This window comes from Paracoccus sp. TD-10, from assembly GCF_048270675.1.
GTDB lineage: Bacteria > Pseudomonadota > Alphaproteobacteria > Rhodobacterales > Rhodobacteraceae > Paracoccus > Paracoccus pantotrophus.
This window is the reverse complement of the sequence record NZ_CP182419.1, coordinates 935,303-961,458: the sequence shown is the minus strand read 5'-3', so window position 1 is coordinate 961,458 and position 26,156 is coordinate 935,303. Positions and strand designations below refer to the sequence as shown.

Here is a 26,156-nt window from a genome sequence, read left to right as displayed (position 1 = left end):
TTTCAGCGGCGCGGCTTGCGCCAGATCTCGTTCTTCAGCGCCGCATCGAGGATGGCCCGATAGGCGTCGCTGTCCTCGCCCAGGTCCGACAGGTCGGCCAGCGAGGGGTGGTCGGCCTGCTGGCGGGCACGGGCGGATTGCGCCATGCGCCAGGTCAGGCCCTCGTCCGCGAGCCCCTCGATCTCGGCCTCGGCACGGGCGATTTCCTCGCGCGCGGCACGGCGGGCCTCGATCCGGTCCAGGGCATTGGCAAGGATGCCGGCGGCGGCATCGCGGTCATGCGGGCGCAGGATCGCCGGGGCCGCCCTCACATGGGGGTCGGCCATGATGCTTTCAAGGGCGCGCTGCCCGGCCTGGGATTGCGTCCCCGACAAGAGATCGTGGACCAGCGCCGCGCGGTCCGCATCCTGCGGCTCCAGCCGTTCCAGCCGCGATTCGACCGGGGCGATCAGGCCGGGATGGGTGGCGCAGATCGCCAGCACCATGGCCTCGACCAGCGCCTCGGCCTGCTGCCCGTCCATGTCGGGCGAGGAAAGCCGCGAGGCCCGTGTCGGTGCCGTCGGCGCGACCGGCTGGAAGCGGGCGCCGCGCCCCCCTTGCCACTCGCGGCCCTGCCATTCGCGGGCGGGACGCGCGGGCGCGGGGGCATCGGCGCGGCGGCGGTTGCCGAACAGCTCCCATTTCAGGTTGCGCAGCACGGCGTGGTAATGGTTGCGGGTGTCCTTGTCGGGGATCTTGGCCACCGCCTCGGCAAGGGCCTTGTCCAGCGCCGCGCGGCGCTCGGGGCTGTCGAAGACCCGCCCCTCGGTCTCGCGCCGCCACAGCAGGTCGACCAGCGGCCGCGCCTCGTCCAGCACGGCGCCCATCGCCCCTGCCCCGCGGGCGCGGATCAGGTCGTCCGGGTCCAGCCCCTGCGGCAGGAAGGCAAAGCGCAGCGCCTGCCCCGGCCCGGTCATCGGCAGCGCCAGGTCGATCAGCCGCATCGCCGCGCGCAGGCCCGCCTCGTCGCCATCGAGCGCGATCACCGGCTCGGGCGAGATGCGCCACATCAGCCGCAGCTGGTCCTCGGTGATCGCGGTGCCCAGCGGCGCCACGGCGCCCTCGAAACCCGCCCGGACCAGGGCGATCACGTCCATGTAGCCCTCGGCCACCACCAGCGGCCTGCCCTTGGCCACCGCCGCCCGCGCCGGGCCGATATTGTAGAGGTTGCGGCCCTTGTCGAAGAGCGGCGTCTCGGGGCTGTTGAGGTATTTCGCCCGCGCGTTCGGGTCCATCGCCCGGCCGCCGAAGGCGATGCAGCGCCCGCGCCCGTCGCGGATCGGAAAGGTGATGCGGCCACGGAAGCGGTCGAAGGGCGCACCGCCCTCGTCGGGCTTGGCCGCCAGCCCGGCCTCGACGATCAGAGCCTCGGCGATGCCCTTGGCACGCAAGGCGTTGAACAGGCCCTGCCGCTGGTCGGGGGCGAAACCGATGCCAAAGGCTTCGCAGGCGGCCTCGTCCAGCCCGCGCCGGGCCAGATAGGCCCGCGCCGCCTCGGCCGGGCCCATGCCCAGCTGCATGCGGAACCAGCGCACCGCCTGCTCCATCACCTCGACCAGTTCGGTGCGGCGGTCGGCGCGCTGCACCTGACGCGGGTCGCGCTCGGGCATCGGCAGGCCGGCCTCGGCGGCCAGCAGCTCGACCGCCTCGATGAAGCCCAGCCCCTCGGCCTCGCGCAGGAAGGTCAGCGCGTCGCCCTTGGCGTGGCAGCCGAAGCAGTAATAGAAGCCTTTCTGGTCGTCGACATGGAAGGAGGCGGTCTTTTCGCCGTGAAAGGGACAGGGCGCCCACCAGTCGCCCTTGGCCTGATTCGAGCGGCGCAGATCCCAGACCACCTTGCGCCCGATGACGCGTGACAAAGGCACGCGGGCGCGGATCTCGTCAAGGAATTGCGGCGGAAGGCTCATGCCGCCTTATATCGGATCACGCCGGCCGGTTGCAAAGGGTCATGCACCGACCGCGCCGCGCACCAGTTCGCGATAGACCGCGACCACCCGCTCCTGGTCCAGCCGCCCGCCCTCGCGGTACCAGTTGGTGACGCCGGTCAGCATGGCGATCAGCGCCATGGTGGCCAGCCGGGTATCGGGCACGGCCATGGTGCCCTCGGCCTCGCCGGCGATCAGGATCGCCTCCAGCGCATCCTCGTAGCGACGGCGCAGGGCCGCGATTTCGGCACGGTTTTCCGGCGTCAGGTTGCGCAGCTCCATATAGGACAGGAACACCGCCTCGGGGCGCTCCAGGCTGGTCTGGATGTGAAAGCGCAGGAACGCCTCCAGCCGGTCGAGCGCCGGCCGGGCCGGATCGTCGCGCCAGGCGGCCAGCAACTCCTCCATATGCACCCGCAGCAGGTCGGCCAGGAGCGCCTGCTTGTCGGCGGTATAGCTGTAAAGCGTGCCGACCTGCACGCCGACCTCGGCCGCGATCTGGCGCATCGAGACGGCGGCATAGCCGTGGCGCGCAAACAGCCTGCGCGCGGCGTCGCGGACCAGCGGTCCGGTGATCTCTGCCCTTGAGCCCTGGGTTCTTGCCATGTCGTCTTCTAGGCGGCGAGCCGCGGCAAGGTAAAGAGCGCATCTTGCCCCCGCCGCCCCGCCGGGCCTATGGTCCGGCGCATGAAGACATGGGGGAACGGCATGGGGCGGATCTGGGGCGGGCGGATCTGGGGCGCGCTGGCGCTGGCAAGCCTGGCCGCATGCGGCGACATGGTGGGCGACTATCCCGAACTGATGCCGACCGACCGGCTGCTGGCCGAACCGGCCCTGCCCGGCCATGCCGCCGATGCCGCCCGCGACCCCGCGGCGGCGGGCGGCGCGCTGGATGCGCGCGGCCGCTCCCTTGCCGCCCGCGCCGGCACCGCGCCGGCGGCGGGCGACGCCGCCTTGCAGCGCCGCGCCGAGGCCCTGCACGCCCGCGCCAGGGCCCTGTCGCAGCAATCCCCGGCCGAGGACTGCCCCGAGGGCAGCACCGACTGCGCGCCGAACTGAGGAGAATGCCATGCCGGTCATCACCTGCATCGAGGATCTGAAGGCGATCTACCGCCGGCGCGTGCCGCGCATGTTCTACGACTATGCCGAAAGCGGCAGCTATACCGAAAGCACCTTCCGCGAGAACTGCTCGGACTTCCAGCGCATCAAGCTGCGCCAGCGCGTCGCGGTGGACATGACCGGACGGACGACGGAAAGCACCATGGTCGGGCAAAGGGTCGCCATGCCGGTGGCCCTGGCCCCGGTCGGCATGACCGGCATGCAATGCGCCGATGGCGAGATCAAGGCGGCGCGGGCCGCGAAAGCCTTTGGCGTGCCCTTCACGCTTTCGACCATGTCGATCTGCTCGATCGAGGACGTGGCCGAGGCGGTGCAGGCGCCGTTCTGGTTCCAGCTTTACGTCATGCGCGACCAGGAATTCCTGGAGGCGATCATCGAGCGGGCCCGGCGCGCCCATTGCTCGGCGCTGGTGCTGACGCTGGACCTGCAGATCCTGGGCCAGCGCCACAAGGATCTGAAGAACGGGCTATCCGCCCCGCCGCGGCTGACCCTGCCGGTGCTGCTGGACCTGGCGACGAAATGGCGCTGGGGCATCGAGATGCTGCAAACGAAGCGCCGCTTTTTCGGCAATATCGTCGGCCATGCCAAGGGGGTGGGCGACCCCTCGTCTCTGGTCGCCTGGACGGCCGAGCAGTTCGACCCGCAGCTCGACTGGGGCAAGATCGCCCGCATCCGCGACCTCTGGGGCGGCAAGCTGATCCTCAAGGGCATCAACGACCCCGAGGACGCCCGCATGGCCGCGGATTTCGGCGCCGATGCGATCATCGTCAGCAACCATGGCGGCCGGCAGCTCGACGGCGCGGTCAGTTCCATCCGCATGCTGCCCGAGATCGTCAAGGCGGTGGGCGACCAGGTCGAAATCCATCTCGACAGCGGCATCCGCTCGGGCCAGGACGTGTTGAAGGCGCTGGCCATGGGGGCGCATGCCACCCATATCGGCCGCGCCTTCATCTATGGGCTGGGTGCCATGGGCGAGACCGGCGTGACCCGCGCGCTGGAGGTGATCCAGAAGGAACTGGACATCACCATGGCGCTCTGCGGCGAGCGGGACGTGAAGAACCTGGGCCGCCACAACCTGCTGGTGCCGCAGGATTTCCTGCAAGCCTGGGGCTAGGCGGCCGGATCAGGGCGCCGGATCGGGCCGGGTCTGTTCGCCTTGCCCCCGCGTCCTTTCCTTGCCGAATCCGGGGATCCGCAACCGGCCCAGAAGCATCGCGGCCAGGGTCGGCAGGCCGACGGCGAACAGCATCAGCTCGCCCAGGTGCTCGAAGCCCAGCAGGCGGGCCAGATGCAGCGCCATGACATGCATGAAATAGATCATGGCCGAGATCGGATCGAGCCGGATCGGCGGCTGCGGCATGGCCGTGCCCAGCACCGCCACGAACAAGGCCGGCGCCGCGACGTAAGAGCTGATCGGGATGTCCAGCATCACCTGGTCGCTGCGCCAGGCCTGCACCAGCCAGGCCTCGGCCATCAGCAGCCCGGCCCCGGCGGCGGTGGCAGCCAGCGCCAGCCGGCGCGGCGGCAGCCCCTGCAGCCCCAGCCGGGCCACGCGGCGGCCGCAGAGATAGCCGATGGCCACGAAGGGAAAGCACATGAACAGGCCGTTCGAGAATTTCTTCACCCCGATCTGCATGATCCCGGACAGGGCGACATATTGCAGAACCAGCCCGATCGCGGCGCAGACCGCCGCCGCCGCCAGCAGGATGCGGTATTCATAGGCCGGCGCGACCCTGCGGGCAAAGCCGCGCAACAGCAGAACCACCGCCCCGGCAACCAGGATGCCGGCCATGAACCACAGGTGGAAATAGCCCCAGGCCAGGGTCTTGAGCAGCGAGACGAGCCCATGCACCTGATCCATCCAGAAAGGCAGATAGACCGCCATCCAGAACAGGTAGAGCGCCGCCACGCGGGCCAGCCACTTGTTGCCCTTGCCGCGCGCCACCGCCGAATAGAGGAAATAGCCCGCCACGATGCAGAAGGTCGGCACCATCACCCGCATCAGCCCGTTGCCGATCATGAACAGCTGCGGCGTCATATGCGACTGCAGCCAGTAGGTATGGGCAAAGGCCACCAGGACCGCCAGTCCCAGCTTCAGATAGTCCAGCGAATGAATCCGATGCAACGCGAAAACCCCGACCCGCACTGGAGCAAGCTTTGCAACCAGCGAGGACGATCTGACAAGCATTTTCCCCGCGGCATGCAACTGTTTTTTCGCTTCACATCCGAATGACGTCGCGCTATAGGCGCGGCTTCGGCCATGCACCCTTGGAGGATGGCCGCGAACCGTAACCAAAGGAATACCATCATGGCCAAAGAGATCCCGGATCTGGTGGCCGAGGCACGCGCGGGGACAGGCAAGGGGGCCGCCCGCCAAGCTCGCCGCGAAGGCAAGGTGCCCGGCATCGTTTATGGCGACGGCAAGGAGCCGCAGCCCATCCAAATCGAGTTCAACTCGCTGCTGACCAAGCTGCGCGCCGGCCGCTTCATGTCCACGCTGTGGAACCTGAAGATCGACGGCCAGGACGACGTGCGCGTCGTCTGCCGCGGCGTCCAGCGCGACGTGGTGAAAGACCTGCCGACGCATATCGACTTCATGCGCCTGCACCGCAACACCCGCGTGAACCTGTTCATCCACGTGAACTTCGAGAACCACGACGCCGCCCCCGGCCTCAAGCGCGGCGGCACGCTGGTCGTGGTGCGCCCCGAGGTCGAGCTGGTCGTGACCGCCTCGGACATCCCCGAGCAGATCACCGTGGACCTGACCGGCCGCCAGATCGGCGACACCATCCACATCAACGACGTGGTGCTGCCGGCCGGCGTGAAGCCGACCATCGACCGCAACTTCGTCATCGCCAATATCGCCGCGCCCTCGGGCCTGCGCTCGGCCGATAACGAGGAAGCTGCGGCTGCCGAAGGCGAGGCCGCCGAGGCCTGATTGCGGGCCGAGGCCGGACAGAATCGGGCGGCACCCCTGCGGGCGCCGCCCTTTCTCTTGCCGTCATGGCCCGCGATTGCTAGGAGATCGCGCCTGACGCGAAGGGGAAACGCATGGAACCGATCCATATCATCGGCGCCGGTCTTGCCGGCTCCGAGGCCGCCTGGCAGATCGCCCGCGCCGGCCTGCCGGTGGTGTTGCACGAGATGCGGCCCCAGGTCGCCACCTTTGCTCACCGCACCGGCGATTGCGCCGAGATGGTCTGCTCGAACAGCTTCCGCTCGGATGACGACCGCATGAACGCCGTGGGCCAGTTGCATTGGGAGATGCGGGCGGCGGGCGGGCTGATCATGGCCATGGCCGCCCGCCACCGCCTGCCCGCCGGTGGCGCATTGGCCGTGGACCGCGACGCCTTCTCGCAGGCGGTGACCCAGGCGCTGCAGGCCGAGCCGCTGGTCAGCTTCCAGCCCGGCGAGATCCGCGAATTGCCGACGGAGGGCCGCTGGATCGTCGCCACCGGCCCGCTGACCTCCGAGGCGCTCGGCCAGTCGATCCGCGGCCTGACCGGGGAAGGCTCGCTGGCCTTCTTCGACGCCATCGCCCCCATCGTCCATGCCGAGAGCATCGACATGTCGATCTGCTGGCGGCAAAGCCGTTACGACAAGGGCGAGACCGAGGCAGAGCGCACCGCCTATATCAACTGCCCGATGACGCGCGAGGATTACGAGGGCTTCATCGACGCCCTGCTCGCCGCCGACAAGACCGAGTTCCACGAGGGGGAAACGGCCGGCTATTTCGACGGCTGCCTGCCGATCGAGGTCATGGCCGAGCGCGGCCGCGAAACCCTGCGCCACGGCCCCATGAAGCCCGTGGGCCTGACCAATGCCCATAACCCGGCCGAAAAGCCCTATGCCGTGGTGCAGCTGCGCCGCGACAATGCGCTGGGGACGCTCTACAATATCGTCGGCTTCCAGACAAAGATGAAATATGGCGCGCAAATAGATGTTTTCCGGCGCATTCCCGGATTGCAGGACGCCAGATTCGCCCGTCTGGGCGGCATCCACCGCAACAGCTTCCTGAACTCACCGCGGCTGATCGACGACCGGCTGCGGCTGCGCGCGCGCCCGAACCTGCGCTTCGCCGGCCAGGTGACGGGGGTCGAGGGCTATGTGGAATCCGCCGCCATGGGCCTCTTGGCCGGGCGCATGGCCGCGGCCGAGGCACTGGGGCGCGACCTGCCGCCGCCGCCCGCCACCACCTCGATGGGCGCGCTGGTCAACCACATCACCGGCGGCGCGGATGCCAAGACCTTCCAGCCGATGAACGTGAACTTCGGCCTCTACCCGCCGCTGGACGCGATGCGCGGCGGCCGCAAGGGGCGCAAGGACCGCTACCCAGCCTATACCGACCGCGCAAAAGCCGATTTCCAGCAATGGCTTGCAGGACAATCTTGAACCGGACGCGCTTCGCCCCCTCGCCGACCGGTCCCTTGCATCTGGGCCATGCCTTCGCGGCCCTGACCGCCGCGCGGCTGGCCGATCCCGGCCAGTTCCTGCTGCGCATCGAGGATATCGACCAAGGCCGCTGCCGCCCGGAATACGAGGCGCTGATCGCCGAGGATCTGCGCTGGCTGGGCCTGGACTGGCCGCGGCCGGTCATGCACCAGTCCCAGCGCCTGCCCGCTTATCAAGCTGCGCTCGAACGGCTTTCGGCGCTGGGCCTGACCTATCCCTGCCGCTGCCGCCGCGCCGATATCCGCGCCGCGCTCTCGGCCCCGCAAGAGGGCGCGGCGCCGCGGATCGGTCCCGACGGCCCGGTCTATCCTGGCACCTGCCGCCAGCGCCGCATGGCCGATGCCGGAACTGATGACGCCATCCGCCTGGATGCGGCGCGGGCGCTGGACCAGCTAGGCCTCGACGAGATCGCCTTTCTCGACGAGAACGTCGCCCCCGGCCGGCCGCACCAGTTGTCGGCGCAGGATTTCATCGCCGGCATCGGCGATGTGGTGCTGGCGCGGCGCGGCATGGGGACCAGCTATCATCTTGCGGTGGTGGTGGATGATGCCGCGCAAGACATCACCCTGGTCACGCGCGGAAAAGATCTTCTGGATTCAACGTGGATCCATGTCGTCCTTCAGAAACTGCTGGAACTGCCGACACCACGCTATCATCACCACCGGCTGATCCGCGACGAGCAGGGCAAGCGGCTGGCCAAGCGCGACGACGCGCGGGCGCTGAAGCTTTTCCGCGACGAGGGCGTCAGCGCCGAACAGATCCGTCAATCCCTGGGGATCTGAGGCGCCATGATGACAACCTCCTCTCCCCCGCGGATGGCGGTATAAAAGCAGCTGCGCCGGTTGGTGTGGCAGGCCGGCCCGGCCTGGTCCACCAACAAAAGCAGGCAGTCGCGGTCGCAATCCACCCGCAGCTCGACCAGCTTCTGCACATGGCCCGAACTCTCGCCCTTGACCCAGAAGCCCTGGCGCGAGCGCGACCAATAGGTGACACGGCCCGTCTCCAGCGTCCGTTGCACGGCCTCGGCATTCATCCAGGCCATCATCAGCACCTCGCCGCTCTGATGATCCTGCGCAATGGCGGGAATCAGGCCCTTCGCGTCATATTTCAGGCTGGCAGGGTCGAACATCGGCTTTCCTTTCGGGCTTGCCGTCCCTATCTAGACCGGGCGGCAGCAAGGGAAAAGACCATGTCCGACAGCGACCTGATGCAGCTCTATTCCCGGCGCATCTTGGCGCTGGCCTCGGATATCCCGCATCTGGGCAAGCTCGACCATGCGACGGGCAGCGCGCATCGCCGTTCGCCGCAATGCGGCTCCTCGGTGACGGCGCATGTGGCGATGCAGGACGGCCGCATCGCCGATTTCGCGCAGGAGGTGCGGGCCTGCGCCCTGGGCCAGGCCTCGGCCGGGGTGCTGGGCCGCACCGCGCTTGGCCGCTCGCGCGACGAAATCGCGCGCGCCCGCGACGAACTGCAGGCCATGCTAAAAGCTGACGGTCCCGCCCCCGCCGCCCCCTTCGACGAACTGGAGGCCCTGCTGCCCGCCCGCGAATTCCCCAACCGCCATGCCTCGATCCTGCTGGCCTGGGAGGCGCTGCTCGGCGCCATCGACGCCTCGCCGGCCTGATTTTCACCGTTTCCCAAATACCCCCCGCCGGAGGCACCTGCCGGCGCAACCGGCACATGCGCCCGGACAAAGAAAAGCCGGCCCGCAGGGGACCGGCAGTTGCGCGCATGATCGTCCGGGGGAAGGTTACGGCCCCAGGCGAAGGGCCGTCGATTGCGCGGGGCAGTAAGGGATCAGGCCGCCAGGATCGAGGGCAGCGAAAACAGGATGATCGCGGTCACCGAAATCGCGACGGTGCCAAGCAGGTCAGAGAGGGATTGGCGGGTCATGGGTCTCTCCAAGGTTCGTTTATGCTTTGTTCTCATGAGCGGCGAACAAAGTAAAGAACTTTTTAAGAACATCATGCGAACATCTAGCCGGCGCTGATCAGCCGGATGGCGCGGTCCTGCTCCATCAGCCACAGAAGCAGCCGCACGGCCTGGCCGCGCTCGCTTTCCATGGCCGGGTCGCGCTCCAGGAAGTTCTGCGCATCCTTGCGCGCCAGCGCCATCAGCCCGGCCTGGCGTTCCAGGTCGGCGATGCGGAACCGCGGCAGGCCGGATTGCGCGGTGCCGATCACGTCGCCGGCGCCGCGCATCGCCAGGTCTTCCTCGGCGATGCGGAAACCATCCTCGGTCTCGCGCAGGATGGTCAGCCGCCGTCGGCCGGTCTCGGACAGCGGCTCGTGATACATCAGCAGGCAGCTTGACGCGCCCGAGCCGCGCCCGACCCTGCCGCGCAGCTGGTGCAGCTGCGCCAGGCCGAAGCTTTCGGCGCGCTCGATCACCATGATCGTCGCCTCGGGCACGTCGACGCCGACCTCGATCACCGTGGTCGCGACCAGGATGCGCGCCCGGCCGGCGGCGAAATCGGCCATGGCCGCATCGCGCTCCTCGGCCGGCATCTGGCCATGGACCAGCCGCACCTGATCGCCGAACCGCGCCCGCAACTCCTGGAAGCGCGCCTCGGCCGCGGTCAGGTCGATGGCCTCGCTTTCCTCGACCAGCGGGCAGACCCAATAGGCCCGCGCCCCGCCCTCGAGCGCCCGGGCCAGATGCGCCACCACCTCGGCCATGCGCGCATCCGAGATCACCGTGGTGCGGATCGGCTGCCGCCCGGCGGGCTTTTCGTCCAGCACCGACAGGTCCATGTCGCCGAATTGCGCCAGCGCCAAGGATCGCGGGATCGGCGTTGCCGTCATCACCAGCATATCGGGCGGCAGATGCCCGCCCTTGGCGCCCAGTTCCATGCGCTGGTTGACGCCGAAGCGGTGCTGCTCGTCGACGATGGCCAGCCGCAGGTCGTGGAACGCGACCGATTTCTGGATCACCGCATGGGTGCCGACCAGGATGTCGATCCGCCCTTCGGCGAGGTCGGTCAGGATATTGGCACGGGCATCGCCCTTGTCGCGGCCGGTCAGCGCCTCCAGCCGGATGCCGGCCAGCCGCGCCAGCCGCTCCAGCGCGCGGAAATGCTGGCGGGCGAGGATCTCGGTCGGGGCCATCAGCACACCCTGCCCCCCCGCCTCGACCGCGACCAGCAGCGCGAGGAAGGCGACCAGCGTCTTGCCGGCGCCGACATCGCCCTGGAGCAGCCGGTTCATCCGTCGCGGCACGGCCATGTCGGCGGCGATCTCCTCGACCGCGCGGCGCTGCGCCCCGGTCGGCGGCCAGGGCAGCCCGGCCAGCACCCTAGCGCGCAGATGCCCGTCCCCCTGCGTGGCCAACCCGGCCTGCCGCCGCCGGTCGCGGCGCAAGAGCGCCAGCGTCATCTGATGCGCAAGCAGCTCGTCATAGGCCAGCCGCGCCCGGGCCGGATCGGTCGGCGACAGGCCGGCCGGCCCTTCCGGCGCATGGGCGCGGGCCAGCGCCGCGGCCCAGGCCGGCCAGCCCTCGCGCGCCAGGACCGAGGCGTCGATCCATTCCCCCGCCGGCGGCAGCCGCCCCATCGCCACCTGCACCGCCTTTTGCACCACGCCCTGCGTCAGCCGGCCCGAGAGCGGATAGACCGGCTCGAAATCCGGCGGCGGATCCGTGCCTTCGGCGCCGATATGGTCGGGATGCACCATCTGCGCCATGCCGTCGAACAGCTCGATCTTGCCGGAAACCAGCCGCCGCGCGCCCAAAGGCAGCTGGCTTTCGATCCAGTCCTTGCGCGGATGGAAAAAGACCAGCTGCAGATCGGCGCTGCCGTCCGAGCAATGCACCCGCCAGGGCCGGCCCTTGGCCGTGGGCGGGCTGTGGCGCTGCACGGTGATCGCCACGGTGACGATCTCGGGCGGGCGGGCCTCGGTCAGGCAGGCGATCGGGCGGCGGCGGATGCCGGAATGCGGCAGGGTCAGGATCAGGTCGCGCAGCCGCGTCACGCCCATCTGGGCAAAGGCCTCGGCCGCGCGCGGGCCGACGCCCGGCAGGGTCTCGACACCCGCGAACAGCGGAAACAGCGCCGGCGGGCGGCCCGGCGTCACCCCTGGGCGATCGCCAGCCATTCGTCCTCGTCGATGACCTTGATGCCCAGTTCGGCGGCCTTCTTCGCCTTCGACCCGGCGCCGGGGCCGGCGATCAGCAGGTCGGTCTTGGCCGAGACCGAGCCCGCGACATGGGCGCCAAGCGCCTCGGCCCGCGCCTTGGCCTCGGCCCGCGTCATCTTTTCCAGCGTGCCGGTAAAGACCAGGGTCTTGCCGGTGATGGCGCTGTCGGCGGCACGCTTCTCGGGCGGCAGCACGGTCAGAAAGCCGAGCAGCCGGTCGATCGCCGCCCGCTCGCGCGCATTGGCGAAGGCGTCCGACAGCGACATGGCCAGCACCGGGCCGATGCCGTCGGCGGCGATCAGCCCGGCCCAGGCCGCACTGGCCTCGGGCGGCAGATCGACCTGCGCCAGCGCGGCGGCGCGCGCCTCGGACGGCCGGGCGCGGCGGCCCTCGGCCTGCGCGGCCGCGCGCTCGGCCTGAGCCGCATCCTCGGCCAGGCGATGCGCCACAGCCGCCGGGCGCGCGGTGTCGAGCGCCGCCTCCAGCGCCTCCCAGCTGCCGTAATGGCGGGCGAGATCCTGCGCCGCGACCTCACCGACATGACGGATGCCAAGAGCGAAAAGCAGCCGCGCGAACGGGATCTCGCGGCGTTTCTCGATGGCCTGGAACAGGCTGGCGGCGCTTTTCTCGCCCCAGCCCTCGCGGTTTTTCAACTGCTTGGGCTGGCCGGGGCCGTAGCGGTCCTGCAAGGTGAAGATGTCGGCCGGTTCGGCGATCCAGCCATCGCGGAACAGCTCCTCGACCAGCTTGGCGCCCAGCCCCTCGATGTCAAAGGCGGCGCGCGAGACGAAATGGCGCAGCTTCTCGACCGCCTGGGCCGGGCAGATCAGCCCGCCGGTGCAGCGCCGGACCGAATCGCCCTCTTCCCTTATGGCGGGCGAGCCGCATTCCGGGCAGGTCTCGGGGAAGGCGTAGGGCACGGACTCGGGCGGGCGCTTGGCCAGGTCCACGTCCGCGACCTTGGGGATCACGTCGCCGGCGCGATAGACCTCAACCCAGTCGCCGATGCGGATGTCCTTGCCGCCGCGGATCTCGCTGCCGTCGGCGCCGCGGCCGGCGATGTAATCCTCGTTATGCAGGGTGGCGTTCGAGACGACGACGCCGCCCACCGTCACCGGATGCAGCCGCGCCACCGGGCTCAGCGCGCCGGTGCGGCCGACCTGGATGTCGATGGCTTCCAGCCGGGTCCAGGCGCGCTCGGCCGGGAACTTGTGCGCCAGGGCCCATCGCGGCGTGGTCGAGCGCATGCCGAGCCGTGCCTGATAGCCCAGATCGTTGACCTTATACACCACGCCGTCGATGTCATAGCCCAAGGTCGCGCGCATCTGTTCGATCTCGGTCCAGGCGGCCAGCATGTCCTGCACCGAGCCGCAGATCCGGGTCAGCGGATTGGTCTGGAAGCCGAAATCCCGCATCCGCCGCACCGCTTCCATCTGCGTGTCGGCAAAAGGCGCGCTGACCTCGCCCCAGGCATAGGCAAAGAAGCGCAGCGGCCGGGCCGCCGTCACATTGGGATCGAGCTGGCGCAGCGAGCCCGCCGCCGCATTGCGCGGGTTGGCAAAGACCCGGCCGCTGTCGGACTGGTTCAGCTTCTCGAAATCCGCATGCGACATGTAGACCTCGCCGCGGATCTCCAGAATTTCGGGCCAGCCGTCGCCGGCAAGCTGGCCGGGGATGTCTGCAATGGTGCGGGCATTGGCGGTCACGTTCTCGCCCACCGCACCGTCGCCGCGGGTCGCGGCCTGGACCAGCCGCCCGCCTTCGTAGCGCAGCGACAGCGACAGCCCGTCGATCTTGGGCTCGGCGGTGATCTCCAGCGGCGCGCCCGAAGCCAGGTTGAGGAAAGAGCGCACCCGCTGCACGAAGGATTCGACATCGCCCTGGGTGAAGCCATTTTCCAGCGACAGCATCGGCAGGCGATGCGGGATCTTGGCAAAGCGCGTATCGGGCGCGGCGCCGACCTGCTCGGTCGGGCTGCCGGGATGGGCAAGCTGGGGGAAACGCGCCTCGATCTCCTCGAGCCGACGCTTGCGGTCGTCGTATTCGGCATCGCTGATGAAGGGCGCGTCTTCCTGGTAATAGGCCAGGTTCGCCCGCGCCACCTCGTCGCTCAGCCGGGCATGCTCGGCCGCGGCGGCCTCGGCGTCCAGGCTCGAAACGGGCGGCAAGGCCGCCGCCGGCACTGCCGGCTCCCCCGCGGGAGCCGTCCGATCCTCGTCATCTCCGGCCATCTGCCCTCCGCCTTCTGCCGGCCCCGTGGGCCGTGATCTGCGCAGCAGGTGATACCGGGGCGAAGGCGGGATTGTCCAGCGCCGGCCCCACGGCGTTGCGCGACCCCGACGCCCGCGACGCTCAGGCGCGCAGGGCCATGCGCTCGGGATTCTGCATCTCGGAGGCGGGATCGCGCAGGACATAGCCGCGACCCCAGACCGTCTCGATATGGCTTTCGCCGTTCATCGCCGCCGCCAGCTTCTTGCGCAGCTTGCAGACGAAGACGTCGATGATCTTCAACTCGGGCTCGTCCATGCCGCCGTAAAGGTGGTTCAGGAACGTATGGAAAGCCCAAGGGAATCAATGCCGATGGCTGAAATATCGGTCAGGACAAACCGGGACCGAATCGGGAATCTTGAAACGCCCCACCACAGAGGAATGACGCCATGAACGGTGCGGAACTGATCACCCTGGGCGGACCGCTCGCTTTCGGCGTGGCCGGTCTGATCTGGGCAAGACACGCTACCCGCGTTCGCCGAGCGCAGAAGCCTACCCACCCCCGCGACCAGAAGGAGAGGGAAGAATGACCAGATCCGCAGCCAGCAGGGCCACTGACCGGATGGCCCGAGCCAAGAAGGTGAGGGGCGAAGAGCATTGGCAGCCCGCAAAGGCATCCCCGTTCGGGCTGCTGGTCTTGGACGGCGAGAAGTTCGAGACGCGCTGGGGAGCGATCAAGGCGGCTCGAAACATCCTTCGGAAGGAGAGGACATGAGCGACGAATGGGAGCGCGACTGCCTGCATTGGCGAGGCAGGACGCTGACAGGCCAGCACAAGCACTGGTGCGACGAATGGGACGGGCTGCCGGTCGATGAGACGTGCCCGGAGTGGCCTTGCGGCTGCACCCTGCCCCAGCCCCCGGAGGACGCGCGATGAGTGACGACCTGATAGAGCGGCTGCGGGAGTGCGCCGAATGCAAGTCAAGCGAGGCTTGGGGGCGGCTCGACGGCGGGCAAGACCTCTGCATTGGCGCCGCGCTCGCCACCGAAGCCGCCGACGAACTCGCCCGCCTCCACACGCAACTCGGCTTGCAGAAAGCCATGGTCCAAGAGGAACGCCGTCTGCGCATCAGGCGTGAAGCGGAACTGGACAGTCTCCGCGCCGAGGTGGAGAGGCTGCGCGCCGCCCTATCCGACGAGCGGGCGCATGCGGACGCGCTGGCGGAGGCCGTGGAAATGTTCGCGACGGATCGCAATTGGCTGCAAGGCGGCCCATTCGATCCGTGCAGCCCATCGTTCACAGGGACATCAATGGCATCAGCAGTGGCGAAGCAGCACCGCGCCCGGCGTCAGGGGTGACAGCCCGCCGCCATCTGGTCCAACAGCCGCAGCCCTGCCCGCTGCGACTGCGCCCCGCCGTCCTCGACCAGCGCCGCTGCCAGCGCCTTGCGGGACGCCGCGGTGCCGTCACAGATCGCGGTCTGGCTTACCGGCGTGCCGGCGCAGGCGGTCAGTAACGTCAGCGTCGTCAAGATCATCAGTCGATACATCGTCCATCCTCCTGCGCGTCTCACGATAGGCCGCATCCTCTCGCGCCTGTGCGTCCGCCCTGCCCCGTGACCGGCCCTTGAGCCATGCGCCGAGAACAGCAGCGAGGGCCAGCCCGAGCGCAGCGAGCCAGCCCTTGATCCGGGCGATCATGTCGGATCGCCGCGCTTGCGGGCGATGAGATAGACGCCCTCGGTGATGGCCGCGATGCCCATGCCCAGCAGGATTGCCAGATCGGGGTCATTGGCGATCTGATAGCCGGTATCAGGGCCGAGCATGCCCCAGCCGACAAGGATGCCGGCGATGTAGCGCAGGATGATGCGGGCGATCAGTTGGGGCATGTCACTTCCCTCCGAACATGGACTTGAAAAGCGCCAGAAGCGCGGCGATGATGCCAGATGACGGCGCCGCAGGCTTGGTGGCGTTCGGCGTCGTCACCTTCGACATGGCTATTGCCGTCTCGCGCACGCTTTCCACGCGGCGCGTCCAGCCCTTGCCGTAGGTCGGCCACAGCAACGCCCCGGTCTTGGTGTTTTTCGCCACCCGCAGGAACGCCAGCCGCGCGCTGATCGCCCGGTCAATCACGGCCTCGGGGTGCGCCGCCTTTGCCGCTGCGATGGTCTGCGGGCCGATCATCCCGTCAGCCGTCACGCCGAGCGCAGTTTGCAGCCATTTCGCGCCGCGCGAGACTCCGCTGTTGACTGCCGCGTCGAAGGCCACCAGATCCAGCCCCGCCGGCAGATCGTCGCCGCGCACGGCATCCCAGTAGTTCTGCCGGTAGATCGCAGCCACCTCGGCGTCGGAGATGTTCCGCAACTCGGCCTTGGTGATCGGCCGTCGCTTCCAGGCGCGATAGGTGGCGAAGGTAATGCCCTTCATCGTCGCTCCGCCGGCGTCGCGCGGGTCGTCCGCCCAGCCCCCCTCGTGAGCGAGGGTTTCGGCCAAGCAGCGGTCGAAATTGCTTCTCATGGCGCTCTCCTATTTCCGCCAATGCTTCCAGAGGTCGATGGCCTGCTTGGGGTCGTTCACCGCGATCAGCAGCCAGCGCATGGCGCCCTCGGCCGTCAGGGTGACGACAGCGGCGGCAATGGGCTGGGGCACGCGCAGGATTTGGGCGGCGTAATCGGTGCCGATCCATGCAGCGCCAATCGCCACGACAGCGGTAGTGATGACGCTGACAGGGCCAAGCTGCGCCGAGGACTTCACCTTGACGATCAAGGCCACGCCGACGGCGATCCAGAAATCCAGGCTGCGGAAGGGGCTCGGATCTGTCATCAGGCAGGTTTCCCTTTGAACCAGGTATTCGATCCAGCCCCAGTTACAGTTCCTCCGCTGCCCAACTGAACGGCGATATCGAATACATCAGATCCGTTCGCATATGCATCGACTGTCACAGCCAGCGTGGAGTTGCTCCCGCTACGCGATACATGTGATGATTGAGCCAGCAGAACACCGTTCTTTCGAAGTATAATAGTGTTTCCACTGTCAGACAGGCCGCTACATAGCAAAGCTGCCGATAATTCATACCATCCAGCCGGCGGCGTCCATTCACTGGTTCCGGAATTATAAAATCCGCCGTGGTCGCGCGTTTCGGTGCCGAAAGTGACCTTGGTTACTGTATTGTCAGGGATGGTTTGGGGTGTCCCGCCCTTCGTTGCCTGGAAACGTGCTCGACCATCATATCCGACTGGATAGTACCCGTCGGCATATTGGCGGCGTTTCATAAGGACCATCCGATCTGATCCAGACCCAAAACCAAGCGAGAACGGCGAAGTGACAGCAAACGCGTTCAATACGTTTATGCCAGTCCCTTGGGTAGTGCTGAAACACCCGAGCCAAAAGCTATCAGCCGGCCCTTCCTTGATGGTCACATCAGCTGCATTTCCGATGCCGGTGACATAATATACCCCACCTTCTTGTGGATAGATGGTGTTGGGCCCCGTGGTCAGTTGGACGGCCGTCTTGTTGAAGGCCACCGGCGCCCCTCCGTAGGCAGCCATCGCTGCGCGCACAGAGGCGTGAGCGGCCGGATCCATCATCGACAGGTTGACTAGGGTGCCGTGCCTCACAGGCATGGAAGATAGCACCATCTCGCCAGCAGACCATGGCCCGGCCAAGTCCGTGGCCGTGTAGCGCAAGGGCAAAACAGACCTGACGCCATTGATGTCGTTGTGCGCATCGACCAGCATGTCATAGGCTATGCTGACGCTGCCGCCCGATAGATAGCGTCGGGGGACGATGGATTGTCCCTCGATCTTGAAATTCGGGTCTGAAACCTCGTTTGAAAATGCCCAAGGTCCATTAATTGACGATCCGAAATAAATCCGGATCCGCTTGGTATCTTCATCCTTGAGGGAGAGGCAATATCTACCATCTTCACCGCGGACGATATGCGGATCAATCAACGACTGCGTGTCCCCATCAGGGTCTATCGCTACAGGCTCATCAAATGTCAGAGCGTTCAGGTCGTTGCATCGTGACATATATGTGCGGAAGTGCTTGACCGTATTGCCAAAAGCATCTGTGAAATCTGCACCGTACCTGACGGAGGCGAAAACATAAAGCGTGCCGTCTGTATCGAAAAATCCCTCCGCGCCCCAAAAGAAATCGGGAGGGGACGATCCGCCCGGCAATGGGGTGTTCGCGTCCGTGATCGGATCAGGGCCAAAGTTACAAAATGTCCTATCCCACGTTATCAGATCACGCGACCGGAAAACTGCAAAATCGCGTGTTCCCACAACATAAGCGGCATTGATAAAATACCAGACGCCGTCCTTGAAAGTTATCGATGGCGATAGGCCACCCATCGCAACACCATTGCCAAACTCCAGAGGCAAGGTATTGAGGTGGTGCATTTCTTTAGTCGTCTGGCCGACCAGAAGACGCACCTTTCCACCGCTGATATCCTGATCGAAGGAGAGGAATAGGAACGAGTTATCAGGCAGATCGGGGCAACGAACTCCGTCCACCCCCATATCCCACATAGCGGAGTTCATGCCCGTGGCCGCGCTATCAACGATATAGCGGATACCCTCGATGCTGATTTCCCGGCCATCGGGGAACTGCTGGACAATCGCCGCCGCCGACATGCGGCTGGCGAAAGTCGGCGGAACCGACGCGGCCGCAGCCTGCGCATCCTCCGCCGCCTCGCGCGCCTGCGCAGCATACTCTGGCGCCGCCAGCGCAGCCGCCATGGCCTCCTCGCCGCCGATTTCTGACGACACCGGCAAGGTCAGCGCCCTGCCCTGCGCCTCGCGAAGATCCTGGATCTGCATGATCGTCAGGTCGAGGTCGCTCTCGACCTGCTCCGTCCTGACCCGGCCCTGCGCGTTGTAATCGCTGCGCTGGAGGTTCGGCACGGCGCGCAGCAGATAGATCTGGTCGCCGCTCTGGATACCGGTCGAGATGACGACGGTTCCGTCCGCCGTCCCTATCCCGGTATGGCCTATGCCCGAGGTCAGGTCGGTTTCTTCGCCGTCCCGGACCCGGATCACCCGCAGGTGATCCTCATCAAGCAGCAGGAAGTCGCGGGGAAACGTCCCGCTCGTCCCGGTGACGTTGAAGGGGCCTGCCTTGTTCTTCGCGCTCTCTACCGTCATCTTCGCCTGCCTGCATGGGGTCAGGCGAAGGGTAGGAACCAGGAGACGGGCGATATATGTTGGCGGGGGGTGCATGGAAAAGCCCCGCCGGAGCGGGGCTTGCCAGGATTTCGCTCGCGGGGTTCAGCCGATCAGCGCACGAGCCTCGGCCCAAAGGCCGGGGCAATCCTCCTCGCGTGGCAGATCATGCTTGCCGCCGGTTGACCTCGCGAACATCTTCGCGGCGAAGTCCCGCAGGTTTTGCGGCGGCATTCGGGCGATTTCATCCTCGATGTCGGTCTGCCGCTGCGAGAGTTCTTCGAGCTCATCCTCCGGCATGTTCTGATCGTCGCAGGCCGAAATGACAATCCGAGTATGGGCCTCCCACTCCCGGAACAGCCGCATCACCGGCGTGTCGGCCGGGTCGATGATGCACAGCGCCGAGGCCGGGGCAGCAACCAGAGCGGCCGGGCCGGCGGCGAGAAGGGCGCGGCGGTTCATTGGGCACCCCCGATCAGCTTGGCAGCGGGGAACACCAGCTTCGCCAGCTTTTCCAGCCCGCGCGGGGTGACGCGAACCTGTTCCGTTACCTTCTCCGAGCCGTCAGCCCGCAGCACGGTCGTCACCTTGTGTTCCAGCAGGCCCGATGCGGTCTTGGACTGATAGCCGAGATCATGCGCGGCGCCGGGGCGCTTATAGATCCAGCCGTTCTCGCGCAGCCACCCGAACAGATCCTTCGGGCGCATCTGCAAGGCCTTGGCTGCATCGGTGATGCACAGTGAGCCGTCAGCCTTCGCGATCCGGTCGAGCGCCTCAACGTCCTCCTGCATGGCCTCGATCTGGGCCGCCTGCGCCTTCATGGTCGCATCCGCCTCGATCAGTGCCGCCGCCATCAACTGCGGGCCGGTCAGCATGGCGGGAACCCCCTGCCCTTCCAGTTCCAGCCAGCGGTCGATGATCCGCTTGCGCAGGACCACATTGTAGCCGGCGACAAGCGTCAGGGTCAGGTCTTTGGGCAGACAGTATTCCTCCTGCTGCCGACCCGCAGCGTCTTGGTAGGTGTGAGCAAATCTGCTCACATCGTCCCCAAGGCCGCTCATCATCGCCTTGATGTCCCGGCGAACGTCCGGGTGCCGCTTCTCGCACAATTCCGCGATCTCGCGGCTGGACATGGTGAGCGGCTCGTTCATGCCACCGATGATTGCCGGCATCTTGATTTCCGGCCGGTTGTGTTCCATCTTCATGGTCAGTTCCTTCTGGTGAGTTGGGATGATCGAAGGCGTTGGGATGGCCGTCCCGGCGCCTTCATTTGTTTCAGGATGCCTCAAGCTGCACCCCCTTGATCCGCATGGCGGTCTCGATGGCGGCGAGAATCTCGCCGTTCATCGGGCGATGGTTGCGGGCGGCTTCTTGTTTGATCCGATCCCGCCACCCCTTCGGGAGACGCAGCTGGAACTGATCAAGTTGACCGCTCGGGTAGTCTGTTCGTTTCTTCATGCCTTATCCTATCCAATGGGTATGGTCATGTATCCACTGGATAGGGCCTTGCGTCAAGAACTTTCTGCACCCATTGGATAGGTATGGCTGAAGAATCGTCTCGCGCATGGAAAGACCAGTATATGCTCCGCCTCCCCGACGGGATGCGGGACCGAATCAAGGCTGCCGCCGAGGCGAACAATCGCAGCATGAACGCCGAAATCGTGGCGACGCTGGAGAAGGAATACCCGGCGCCGCCGATGAGCCTTAACGACATCATCATCACGTTGCTTGAAAGGCTTAGAGGGGCGCCTGCATCAGAACATCAGAGCATCGCTGATGCGGTAAACGCCCAGCTTAAGGAGGCGAACCTGCCTTATGAAGTGCACCCGGAGGTCGGCCATGACGGGCGCCCCGTGCTTCAGTTCGCCCCCAGGCAAGGCTAACCCATGTCCCTGATCCGTAACGAGCGAACAAAGCTGCTGGCGACCAGCGCAGACCGGCCTCAGCCCCGTACGGAATAGTTATCCACATGCTGATTTGGTGTTTTGTGGATTTCTTCCTATGTTATACACGGGTGCAACAGCGCCAGATTCGACGACCGGAAGGAGGTTCAGCATGGCAAACGGCCAATATCTGCACGAAACCTACCCCGTCGAGCGCGGGGTGCAGCGGTTTCGCGAATTGATCGTTTACATCTCGAAGGAATGTGCCAAGGATCCGACCTTCGGCGCGGTGAAGCTGAACAAGATCCTTTACCATTCTGACTTTACCGCCTTCGAGAAGTTCGGCGTGCCACTGACAGGCATGCGGTATTTCAAGCTGCCGCAGGGGCCGGCGCCGAAGGCGCTCATCCCTACCCGCAGGGAGTTGATCGAAGAGGGGGCGATCCGTCTGGAAGGCCCAGACGATCCCAAAGAAATCGGCTTCCACCGAACCGTTGCGCAGCGCGAACCAATCATGCAGTTCTTCACGCGAGACGAGATCGACATCGTCGACCACTTCATTGAGGAACTGTGGGGGCAAAGCGCCAGAGAAGTGAGCGATGCGTCGCACGATGTCCGCTGGCGCGTGGTGAATCTTCGGGATGCTATCCCCTATGAATTTGCCCACCTGGACACGTCCCCGCTGAGCCAGGCCGAACAGGATCGGACGAGGGAACTCGCTGCGGAGCTGGGTTGGTAACGTTGCTCTGGGCCATCGTTGAGGATGAGAACTATTTGCGCGGCGTCGCCAACTGTGGCGGCGCCCGGTCGGTTGACGAGGCCATTGCGCCTATCCTGTATGCGCTGGCCAGGTATCCTATGGGCTTCGACGAAACCGATGTTAAGGGCATGTATCTGGCGCGCACCAAGCTGCGGATCAACGGACCAGACTTCACGCTTTCCCACAGCGTCTGGTTCTGCCCTGACGAGAAAACCAAGACCGTCGAACTGCGCTGGATTGAGATAACGGCGCCAGATGCAATGGCCGACGATCTCGACTACATCTGAGGCACACCGTGCGGCAAGCATCACCCGGCGGAGTGATGGGCGGCGCCTTACCAGGCGCCGTATTTGTCCTCGAACCTGTCAAAGCTGGCGCTCACCCGCCGAACCTCTTCTTGCATACAGCGCGCCATGTCCGCAGTGCCGATCTTAAAGCCGTAGCCCATGCATATCTCCGTATAGTAAGCTTTTTTGGCTTCCGGCGTTGCAGTGCTGAACCACGCCAGGCTTCCTTTCTGTCCCTGAGTCCCGTCGGGATTCACCGGCACACACCCAGATAGGACGGCAACGGCGAGGGCTAAGATAGCGATCTTTGACATGGTTCCTCCACAGGCTACAGTCGCGACAATATCACCGCCCCGTGATCTGTCGAGCCGTTAATCCCTCGTCGCGTCCCGCCCGCTGAACACGCCCTGCACTACATGCCACGGCCGCGCCAACCCTTGCGCCAAGACCCAGAATCCGCTCATCATACCCTCAGCCGGGTGCCGGCTGCGACGGACGCCCCGCGCGTCGGCAGAGGTTGCCGCCCGACCGCTACGAGAGGGAAGAAATGGTCGATCTAGATGACCCGCGAAACTTCTCGGTCTATTTGGCCGCTCGACATGAGGTAACGCTCGAACGAGACAAGCAAGAGTTCCGGAAAATTTCCGAAGAAATGTCCAGTATGGCCTATCCAGTCCTCCTGTATCTGGCGGTGGGATGCGGAGTCTATATCCTCTATTCTATGACCACCCAAAAATTCGAGCCTGCGATAGTCGTGGCTGCGGCGACCGCAGCGATCTGCTCCTACCGAATAATTCAGTATCGAGGCCTCAAGAGACAGGCAGAGCGACTTGAGAAGAAATGGGCTGATTCCGGCGTCCGTCTGACACCCTAAGCTCAATCGCTAAGGCTCTCCTTCAACGGATTGACGATCTGCCCGTCGATCAGCCAGCGCCAATAGGGCAGGCTGGCGAAAGGCGTCAGGCGGCGCAGGGTGCCCACGTCTCCGGCGGTCATGTCCAGGTCGCCATCAAGGGCGCGGAACCCCATGCCGACGGCCGACCCCAAATCAGTTAGCATTTCGAAGGACGGACCGGCATATGACCCGACTACCGACCGCGACGCAAAGCGAGACGCGGGCGCCTTCTGGCTCTTGCTGGGGAATGCCGCGGCGGCAGTGCGATAGATGCCAGGACCGCCCAGCTTTTCCATGGCGTTGCTCACCTCGAACGCGAGAGAGAAGATGCCGGACCTGTCCAAGCCCTCGGCAATCCAGGTGCCCGGATTATCCGAGATTTCGCGCCCGCTTTCGAGCTGCTTGAGCATGTAGATGAACGACCCGATTGCCGACATGGCGATGACGCCGCCCCAGAACCGGGTCTGTTTTTCTTGCAGGCCGCGCAACAGGACGCGCTGGTTGGAGGCTAGGGCGAAGGAGCGGAATTGCAGCAGCATCCTGCCGACCGTGGTGCTGGCGAACAGCGGCACGTCAGCAACGCCCTTGGTGACGATGATGCTGTCCACGTCCTTGTTGATCGCCGCGCGCCAGGAACGCACCATGTGATCCATCTCGGCCGGCCAAACCTCGGAATTGGCGACCCGCACGCCGTCGATCACCTGGCCATGCTCGCGGAACAGCCGCCCCAGCAGCGGGGCGCCGTCCCGGCCCAGGCCGAGATAGGCCATATATGCCTGCTCTGCCTTCGGAAGCGCATCAAATCCACGCTCTGCGGCAATCTCGGCATTCTTCAGGATACGGTTCTGCGTCATCGTCGCGGCCAGCGTTTTCTGGAAATCGTTCCAGTGCAGCAGGCCGGTCATCTTCGTGAAACCGACGGAGGCATTCTGGAGGAACCGTTCAAAAGGCGAGCCTTGCGCATAGGGGTCGGTCAGGTCGGCCAGCGTCGCGAGGCGAGAATGCAGGATCTTTTCCGAAATGGCCCCGGCCTCCTTGGCCTCCTTCTTCGCCAGCTTGATGCCCTGCATGTTCCTGATCAGCGGCTTGAGCCCATCCTCCATGTAGGATTTCAGTCCATGAACCATGGCCGGGCGCACAGCATCCGTGAGCGAAGATATGGTGACGCCGCCAAGGGCGCGCAGGTAGTTGAAGGTCATCGCCGCATTGGCGATCCGGCCGAAGGCGGTGGTCTGGGAACGCGCGTTATAAGTGCCGCGCAGCATGTCTCGCACAGCCTGGATGTCCTCAATATCAGATTTTTCCTTGGCGGCGAGTTTCGCCAGTTGCTTCTGCTTGGCCGTCTCTGGCAACTCGGTGTTCTTCTCCAGTTCGGCGCGGATCTGGGCGTATTGCTCCCGGATGGTCTTGATCTGATCCTTCATGGTGACGCTGCCGAAACGCGTTTGCAGCTCGACATCGGCCGACATCACGCGGGCATACCGGCGCATGATCAGGTCGGCATTGCTGTCCAGGAACTTCTCGACCAGTTCGTCGGGAATATGAAAGGTTCGCTCTGCCAGGGGGCCGCGCTTGGTGGGAATGATATTCGACGGCAAGTCGGCATCGAGCGCGCGGCCGGTGACAACTTCATAAACGCTGTCCACGATTTCATCGAGGTAGTTCTTGCGATCCGCATCGGACAACCAGTCGTATTCGCCGCGCCGCCCCAGGGCTTCCAGATCGGCGTCGATCTTCGCCAGCTTGGCCAGATCGGCCTCGTCCAACTCGCTCACGACACGGCCGGCCAGCGTGTCCACGCCGGAGCGGAATGCACGCATGGCATCGTCTGACATCACATCGGCCACGCCGCGGGCAACGCCATCGGACAGCGTCGACGCATCAGCCTGCCGACCCGCTATGCCGCGCTCGATGGCTTCTCGCGCGCTGCGCAGGCTGGTGGTCGCCTTGTCCGTCTCGGCCGCCGCGCGCTGCGCCGCCGCCGTCACCTGCCCGTCGAAGTAGTTGCGCAGGATCTGCTTGAACTCGGCTTCGTTCGCTTCGATCACGGGGCGATTCCAGACCCGCGAGAAATAGCTCTCGGCCGTGTCGACGCTGACCCCCTCGGGCAGCAGCCCGGCCGCGACGGCCCGATCCTTCAGCGGATCGAACACCTTGGAGCGGATCGAGGCAGCGGCTTGGGCGACCTCGGGTATGTCGCTGCGGTCGCCGCGGCGCATTGCCTGTCCCACAGCGTTGTTGAACTCGGTGCGGGTCATGGCCACGCCGCGCTTGCGCATGGCCTGATAAGCCCCGTTCATGTCCTCGACGGTCGAGCCGACGGCGCCGCGGGTCCATTCCTTCATCGAGGTTTCCGCCGCGGCCTCGCCCTGCCCTTCGAGGTTGCGCTTCAAATAGACCGGGTTCTCCATCAGCTGCGATGCGATTTCCCGCACCGCGACAGACGGGCTGTGCAGGGTGCGCAGAAGCGGGTTGAGCCGCGCCGTGGCCTTCGCCGCCTTGCTGGCAGCCTTCCCCGCCACACCGAAATCGTCGAGGGTCACGGCGGGCGCCGCCGCCGCGCCAGCACTTTCCGGCTTGGCCATGATCGAAAGCTCGGCGTGCAAGGCATCCGTAGCGGCATCGAAATCAGGACGGGCGGCATCCTCCATGAGCTTCGATGCCGCCTTGTATTCCGAGCGTGACATGAGCGCACCGGCCCCGGCGCCAAGAAGCGCGCCCAGAACCACCGATCCGCCTATAGTCCATGCCGATTCCTCTGCCGTGCGGGTCTGCTGCGTCGCCTGCAATCCGGCCTCCTGGAGCGCGGCGGAAACGCCGGCTGCCGCCCCGACGGATAGTGCCGACTTTGCAGCGGAATAGCCGATCTTGCCGCCGGTGCGCGCCAGGACGCCGCCGGGAAGAAGCGTCGGGAGGTCGGCAAGGCTCGCGCCGAATTGCGAAGCCGTTCCCACCCAACCCGATGCCTCAAGGATGCGACGGTTCCGAATTTCTCGGTCGATGTCGGATTTTATCGCGGCTGCGGCCTTGGCGTTGAACGCGCCCTCAAAGCGGTCCATGTGATCCTCGTATCCGGCGATATCGTCGAAGACGTTGTAGTTTCGGTCGATGTCATAGAAATCGCCCTGCGTCCTTGCCCACAGCGACTCGGACGCCAGCGCGGACCCGACCATGTTGTCGCGCTCAAATGCCGCCCCGAGAGTTTGGGACAGGGACGGATCGAGTCCAAGCCCGGCGGGAACCTTCGGCGTTCCAAGAACGGTATCGCGATCAATGGGCATGCTGCTC

The 26,156-nt window shown here is 65.9% G+C and carries 28 protein-coding genes and 1 pseudogene; 12 read left to right on the top strand and 17 right to left on the bottom strand.

The window, feature by feature from the left end; genetic code table 11:
• Positions 1-2: 2 nt before the first annotated feature.
• Positions 3-1,946, bottom strand: a complete 1,944-nt coding sequence (gene dnaG, locus ACNKFW_RS15725; RefSeq protein ID WP_418024994.1) for a DNA primase — start codon at positions 1,944-1,946, stop codon at positions 3-5.
• Positions 1,947-1,985: 39 nt separating this feature from the next.
• Positions 1,986-2,570 carry a TetR/AcrR family transcriptional regulator gene (locus ACNKFW_RS15720; protein ID WP_024844483.1) on the bottom strand — a complete coding sequence of 195 codons (585 nt, stop codon included), beginning with the start codon at positions 2,568-2,570 and terminating at the stop codon, positions 1,986-1,988.
• A gap of 81 nt (positions 2,571-2,651) precedes the next feature.
• Here ACNKFW_RS15720 and ACNKFW_RS15715 point away from each other — a divergent pair, with 81 nt between their 5' ends.
• Both ACNKFW_RS15715 and ACNKFW_RS15710 read left to right on the top strand, forming a co-directional pair.
• Positions 2,652-3,023 (top strand): hypothetical protein, encoded by a 372-nt coding sequence (locus ACNKFW_RS15715; RefSeq protein WP_231486734.1) that lies wholly within the window; start codon positions 2,652-2,654, stop codon positions 3,021-3,023.
• Positions 3,024-3,033: 10 nt separating this feature from the next.
• Complete coding sequence (locus tag ACNKFW_RS15710; protein WP_147428932.1) at positions 3,034-4,197, top strand: alpha-hydroxy acid oxidase; 1,164 nt, start codon at positions 3,034-3,036, stop codon at positions 4,195-4,197.
• 9 nt (positions 4,198-4,206) lie between these two features.
• On the opposite strand, the gene ACNKFW_RS15705 is transcribed toward ACNKFW_RS15710, so the two are convergent.
• Positions 4,207-5,208 carry an acyltransferase family protein gene (locus ACNKFW_RS15705; RefSeq protein WP_024844480.1) on the bottom strand — a complete coding sequence of 334 codons (1,002 nt, stop codon included), beginning with the start codon at positions 5,206-5,208 and terminating at the stop codon, positions 4,207-4,209.
• 183 nt (positions 5,209-5,391) lie between these two features.
• Between ACNKFW_RS15705 and ACNKFW_RS15700 the strand changes: the two genes are divergently transcribed.
• The 3 genes from ACNKFW_RS15700 (at position 5,392) to gluQRS (ending at position 8,317) form a co-directional block, all read left to right on the top strand.
• A complete protein-coding gene (locus ACNKFW_RS15700) occupies positions 5,392-6,021 on the top strand; it encodes a 50S ribosomal protein L25/general stress protein Ctc (protein ID WP_024844479.1) in 630 nt (209 codons plus the stop codon).
• Between the two features lie 113 nt (positions 6,022-6,134).
• Complete coding sequence (gene trmFO, locus ACNKFW_RS15695) at positions 6,135-7,475, top strand: methylenetetrahydrofolate--tRNA-(uracil(54)-C(5))-methyltransferase (FADH(2)-oxidizing) TrmFO (RefSeq protein WP_147428933.1); 1,341 nt, start codon at positions 6,135-6,137, stop codon at positions 7,473-7,475.
• The gene (gluQRS, locus tag ACNKFW_RS15690; RefSeq protein WP_147428934.1) at positions 7,454-8,317 is read left to right on the top strand and encodes a tRNA glutamyl-Q(34) synthetase GluQRS; all 864 of its coding nucleotides are present in this window, start codon (positions 7,454-7,456) and stop codon (positions 8,315-8,317) included. Before trmFO ends, gluQRS begins: the two co-directional genes overlap by 22 nt.
• On the opposite strand, the gene hisI is transcribed toward gluQRS, so the two are convergent.
• Entirely contained in the window at positions 8,299-8,664 is a 366-nt protein-coding gene (gene hisI / locus ACNKFW_RS15685; protein ID WP_024844476.1) for a phosphoribosyl-AMP cyclohydrolase, read from the bottom strand. The genes gluQRS and hisI overlap by 19 nt on opposite strands.
• Before the next feature lie 60 nt (positions 8,665-8,724).
• Between hisI and ACNKFW_RS15680 the strand changes: the two genes are divergently transcribed.
• Complete coding sequence (locus ACNKFW_RS15680) at positions 8,725-9,162, top strand: iron-sulfur cluster assembly scaffold protein (protein ID WP_024844475.1); 438 nt, start codon at positions 8,725-8,727, stop codon at positions 9,160-9,162.
• Between the two features lie 352 nt (positions 9,163-9,514).
• Here the strand turns inward: ACNKFW_RS15680 and recG are convergent, their stop codons facing one another.
• From recG to ACNKFW_RS15665, 3 genes and pseudogenes are all read right to left on the bottom strand, one after another.
• On the bottom strand, positions 9,515-11,629 hold the full coding sequence (gene recG / locus ACNKFW_RS15675) for an ATP-dependent DNA helicase RecG (protein WP_147428935.1): 2,115 nt from the start codon (positions 11,627-11,629) through the stop codon (positions 9,515-9,517).
• The gene (gene ligA / locus ACNKFW_RS15670) at positions 11,605-13,902 is read right to left on the bottom strand and encodes an NAD-dependent DNA ligase LigA (protein ID WP_147428936.1); all 2,298 of its coding nucleotides are present in this window, start codon (positions 13,900-13,902) and stop codon (positions 11,605-11,607) included. Before ligA ends, recG begins: the two co-directional genes overlap by 25 nt.
• 121 nt (positions 13,903-14,023) lie before the next feature.
• Positions 14,024-14,221 (bottom strand): annotated as a pseudogene (locus ACNKFW_RS15665) (winged helix-turn-helix domain-containing protein); the annotation flags it as partial.
• A gap of 244 nt (positions 14,222-14,465) precedes the next feature.
• Here ACNKFW_RS15665 and ACNKFW_RS15660 point away from each other — a divergent pair.
• From ACNKFW_RS15660 to ACNKFW_RS15650, 3 genes are read left to right on the top strand one after another with little or no spacing between them, the layout of a single operon-like run.
• Entirely contained in the window at positions 14,466-14,654 is a 189-nt protein-coding gene (locus ACNKFW_RS15660) for a hypothetical protein (protein ID WP_418024989.1), read from the top strand.
• Entirely contained in the window at positions 14,651-14,815 is a 165-nt protein-coding gene (locus ACNKFW_RS15655; RefSeq protein WP_418024987.1) for a hypothetical protein, read from the top strand. The genes ACNKFW_RS15660 and ACNKFW_RS15655 overlap by 4 nt, the downstream gene beginning before the upstream one ends.
• Positions 14,812-15,237, top strand: a complete 426-nt coding sequence (locus tag ACNKFW_RS15650; RefSeq protein WP_418024985.1) for a hypothetical protein — start codon at positions 14,812-14,814, stop codon at positions 15,235-15,237. Before ACNKFW_RS15655 ends, ACNKFW_RS15650 begins: the two co-directional genes overlap by 4 nt.
• Here the strand turns inward: ACNKFW_RS15650 and ACNKFW_RS15645 are convergent.
• From ACNKFW_RS15645 to ACNKFW_RS15610, 8 genes are all read right to left on the bottom strand, one after another.
• On the bottom strand, positions 15,228-15,428 hold the full coding sequence (locus tag ACNKFW_RS15645; RefSeq protein WP_418024984.1) for a hypothetical protein: 201 nt from the start codon (positions 15,426-15,428) through the stop codon (positions 15,228-15,230). The genes ACNKFW_RS15650 and ACNKFW_RS15645 overlap by 10 nt on opposite strands.
• A 147-nt stretch (positions 15,429-15,575) precedes the next feature.
• On the bottom strand, positions 15,576-15,767 hold the full coding sequence (locus tag ACNKFW_RS15640) for a hypothetical protein (protein ID WP_418024982.1): 192 nt from the start codon (positions 15,765-15,767) through the stop codon (positions 15,576-15,578).
• Between the two features lies 1 nt (position 15,768).
• Positions 15,769-16,395, bottom strand: a complete 627-nt coding sequence (locus ACNKFW_RS15635) for a glycoside hydrolase family 108 protein (RefSeq protein WP_418024980.1) — start codon at positions 16,393-16,395, stop codon at positions 15,769-15,771.
• A 9-nt stretch (positions 16,396-16,404) separates the two neighbouring features.
• On the bottom strand, positions 16,405-16,701 hold the full coding sequence (locus ACNKFW_RS15630; protein ID WP_418024979.1) for a hypothetical protein: 297 nt from the start codon (positions 16,699-16,701) through the stop codon (positions 16,405-16,407).
• Positions 16,701-19,025 (bottom strand): hypothetical protein, encoded by a 2,325-nt coding sequence (locus ACNKFW_RS15625; protein WP_418024977.1) that lies wholly within the window; start codon positions 19,023-19,025, stop codon positions 16,701-16,703. The genes ACNKFW_RS15630 and ACNKFW_RS15625 overlap by 1 nt, the downstream gene beginning before the upstream one ends.
• 123 nt (positions 19,026-19,148) lie before the next feature.
• Positions 19,149-19,505 (bottom strand): hypothetical protein, encoded by a 357-nt coding sequence (locus tag ACNKFW_RS15620; protein WP_418024975.1) that lies wholly within the window; start codon positions 19,503-19,505, stop codon positions 19,149-19,151.
• Complete coding sequence (locus ACNKFW_RS15615; RefSeq protein WP_418024973.1) at positions 19,502-20,248, bottom strand: phage antirepressor KilAC domain-containing protein; 747 nt, start codon at positions 20,246-20,248, stop codon at positions 19,502-19,504. Before ACNKFW_RS15615 ends, ACNKFW_RS15620 begins: the two co-directional genes overlap by 4 nt.
• A 70-nt stretch (positions 20,249-20,318) precedes the next feature.
• Entirely contained in the window at positions 20,319-20,501 is a 183-nt protein-coding gene (locus ACNKFW_RS15610) for an Arc family DNA-binding protein (protein WP_418024971.1), read from the bottom strand.
• Positions 20,502-20,584: 83 nt separating this feature from the next.
• On the opposite strand from ACNKFW_RS15610, the gene ACNKFW_RS15605 reads away from it, so the two are divergent.
• From ACNKFW_RS15605 to ACNKFW_RS15595, 3 genes are all read left to right on the top strand, one after another.
• Entirely contained in the window at positions 20,585-20,926 is a 342-nt protein-coding gene (locus ACNKFW_RS15605) for an Arc family DNA-binding protein (RefSeq protein WP_418024969.1), read from the top strand.
• Between the two features lie 172 nt (positions 20,927-21,098).
• The gene (locus ACNKFW_RS15600; RefSeq protein ID WP_418024967.1) at positions 21,099-21,665 is read left to right on the top strand and encodes a Panacea domain-containing protein; all 567 of its coding nucleotides are present in this window, start codon (positions 21,099-21,101) and stop codon (positions 21,663-21,665) included.
• A complete protein-coding gene (locus ACNKFW_RS15595; RefSeq protein WP_418024966.1) occupies positions 21,659-21,973 on the top strand; it encodes a hypothetical protein in 315 nt (104 codons plus the stop codon). Before ACNKFW_RS15600 ends, ACNKFW_RS15595 begins: the two co-directional genes overlap by 7 nt.
• A gap of 47 nt (positions 21,974-22,020) precedes the next feature.
• Here ACNKFW_RS15595 and ACNKFW_RS15590 read toward each other — a convergent pair whose 3' ends face one another.
• Together ACNKFW_RS15590 and ACNKFW_RS15585 are read right to left on the bottom strand one after the other, a co-directional pair.
• Positions 22,021-22,287 (bottom strand): hypothetical protein, encoded by a 267-nt coding sequence (locus tag ACNKFW_RS15590; RefSeq protein WP_418024964.1) that lies wholly within the window; start codon positions 22,285-22,287, stop codon positions 22,021-22,023.
• Positions 22,288-22,849: 562 nt separating this feature from the next.
• Positions 22,850-26,149 (bottom strand): hypothetical protein, encoded by a 3,300-nt coding sequence (locus ACNKFW_RS15585; RefSeq protein WP_418024963.1) that lies wholly within the window; start codon positions 26,147-26,149, stop codon positions 22,850-22,852.
• Positions 26,150-26,156 lie beyond the last annotated feature (7 nt).

Excerpts from the sequence above, each read along its gene's own strand:
- dnaG (WP_418024994.1), bottom strand. The coding sequence starts at position 1,946 with ATGAGCCTTCCGCCGCAATTCCTTGACGAGATCCGCGCCCGCGTGCCT.
- ACNKFW_RS15720 (WP_024844483.1), bottom strand. The coding sequence starts at position 2,570 with ATGGCAAGAACCCAGGGCTCAAGGGCAGAGATCACCGGACCGCTGGTC.
- ACNKFW_RS15715 (WP_231486734.1), top strand. The coding sequence starts at position 2,652 with ATGAAGACATGGGGGAACGGCATGGGGCGGATCTGGGGCGGGCGGATC.
- ACNKFW_RS15710 (WP_147428932.1), top strand. The coding sequence starts at position 3,034 with ATGCCGGTCATCACCTGCATCGAGGATCTGAAGGCGATCTACCGCCGG.
- ACNKFW_RS15700 (WP_024844479.1), top strand. The coding sequence starts at position 5,392 with ATGGCCAAAGAGATCCCGGATCTGGTGGCCGAGGCACGCGCGGGGACA.
- trmFO (WP_147428933.1), top strand. The coding sequence starts at position 6,135 with ATGGAACCGATCCATATCATCGGCGCCGGTCTTGCCGGCTCCGAGGCC.
- gluQRS (WP_147428934.1), top strand. The coding sequence starts at position 7,454 with ATGGCTTGCAGGACAATCTTGAACCGGACGCGCTTCGCCCCCTCGCCG.
- hisI (WP_024844476.1), bottom strand. The coding sequence starts at position 8,664 with ATGTTCGACCCTGCCAGCCTGAAATATGACGCGAAGGGCCTGATTCCC.
- ACNKFW_RS15680 (WP_024844475.1), top strand. The coding sequence starts at position 8,725 with ATGTCCGACAGCGACCTGATGCAGCTCTATTCCCGGCGCATCTTGGCG.
- recG (WP_147428935.1), bottom strand. The coding sequence starts at position 11,629 with ATGGCTGGCGATCGCCCAGGGGTGACGCCGGGCCGCCCGCCGGCGCTG.
- ligA (WP_147428936.1), bottom strand. The coding sequence starts at position 13,902 with ATGGCCGGAGATGACGAGGATCGGACGGCTCCCGCGGGGGAGCCGGCA.
- ACNKFW_RS15660 (WP_418024989.1), top strand. The coding sequence starts at position 14,466 with ATGACCAGATCCGCAGCCAGCAGGGCCACTGACCGGATGGCCCGAGCC.
- ACNKFW_RS15655 (WP_418024987.1), top strand. The coding sequence starts at position 14,651 with ATGAGCGACGAATGGGAGCGCGACTGCCTGCATTGGCGAGGCAGGACG.
- ACNKFW_RS15650 (WP_418024985.1), top strand. The coding sequence starts at position 14,812 with ATGAGTGACGACCTGATAGAGCGGCTGCGGGAGTGCGCCGAATGCAAG.
- ACNKFW_RS15645 (WP_418024984.1), bottom strand. The coding sequence starts at position 15,428 with ATGTATCGACTGATGATCTTGACGACGCTGACGTTACTGACCGCCTGC.
- ACNKFW_RS15640 (WP_418024982.1), bottom strand. The coding sequence starts at position 15,767 with ATGCCCCAACTGATCGCCCGCATCATCCTGCGCTACATCGCCGGCATC.
- ACNKFW_RS15635 (WP_418024980.1), bottom strand. The coding sequence starts at position 16,395 with ATGAGAAGCAATTTCGACCGCTGCTTGGCCGAAACCCTCGCTCACGAG.
- ACNKFW_RS15630 (WP_418024979.1), bottom strand. The coding sequence starts at position 16,701 with ATGACAGATCCGAGCCCCTTCCGCAGCCTGGATTTCTGGATCGCCGTC.
- ACNKFW_RS15625 (WP_418024977.1), bottom strand. The coding sequence starts at position 19,025 with ATGACGGTAGAGAGCGCGAAGAACAAGGCAGGCCCCTTCAACGTCACC.
- ACNKFW_RS15620 (WP_418024975.1), bottom strand. The coding sequence starts at position 19,505 with ATGAACCGCCGCGCCCTTCTCGCCGCCGGCCCGGCCGCTCTGGTTGCT.
- ACNKFW_RS15615 (WP_418024973.1), bottom strand. The coding sequence starts at position 20,248 with ATGAAGATGGAACACAACCGGCCGGAAATCAAGATGCCGGCAATCATC.
- ACNKFW_RS15610 (WP_418024971.1), bottom strand. The coding sequence starts at position 20,501 with ATGAAGAAACGAACAGACTACCCGAGCGGTCAACTTGATCAGTTCCAG.
- ACNKFW_RS15605 (WP_418024969.1), top strand. The coding sequence starts at position 20,585 with ATGGCTGAAGAATCGTCTCGCGCATGGAAAGACCAGTATATGCTCCGC.
- ACNKFW_RS15600 (WP_418024967.1), top strand. The coding sequence starts at position 21,099 with ATGGCAAACGGCCAATATCTGCACGAAACCTACCCCGTCGAGCGCGGG.
- ACNKFW_RS15590 (WP_418024964.1), bottom strand. The coding sequence starts at position 22,287 with ATGTCAAAGATCGCTATCTTAGCCCTCGCCGTTGCCGTCCTATCTGGG.
- ACNKFW_RS15585 (WP_418024963.1), bottom strand. The coding sequence starts at position 26,149 with ATGCCCATTGATCGCGATACCGTTCTTGGAACGCCGAAGGTTCCCGCC.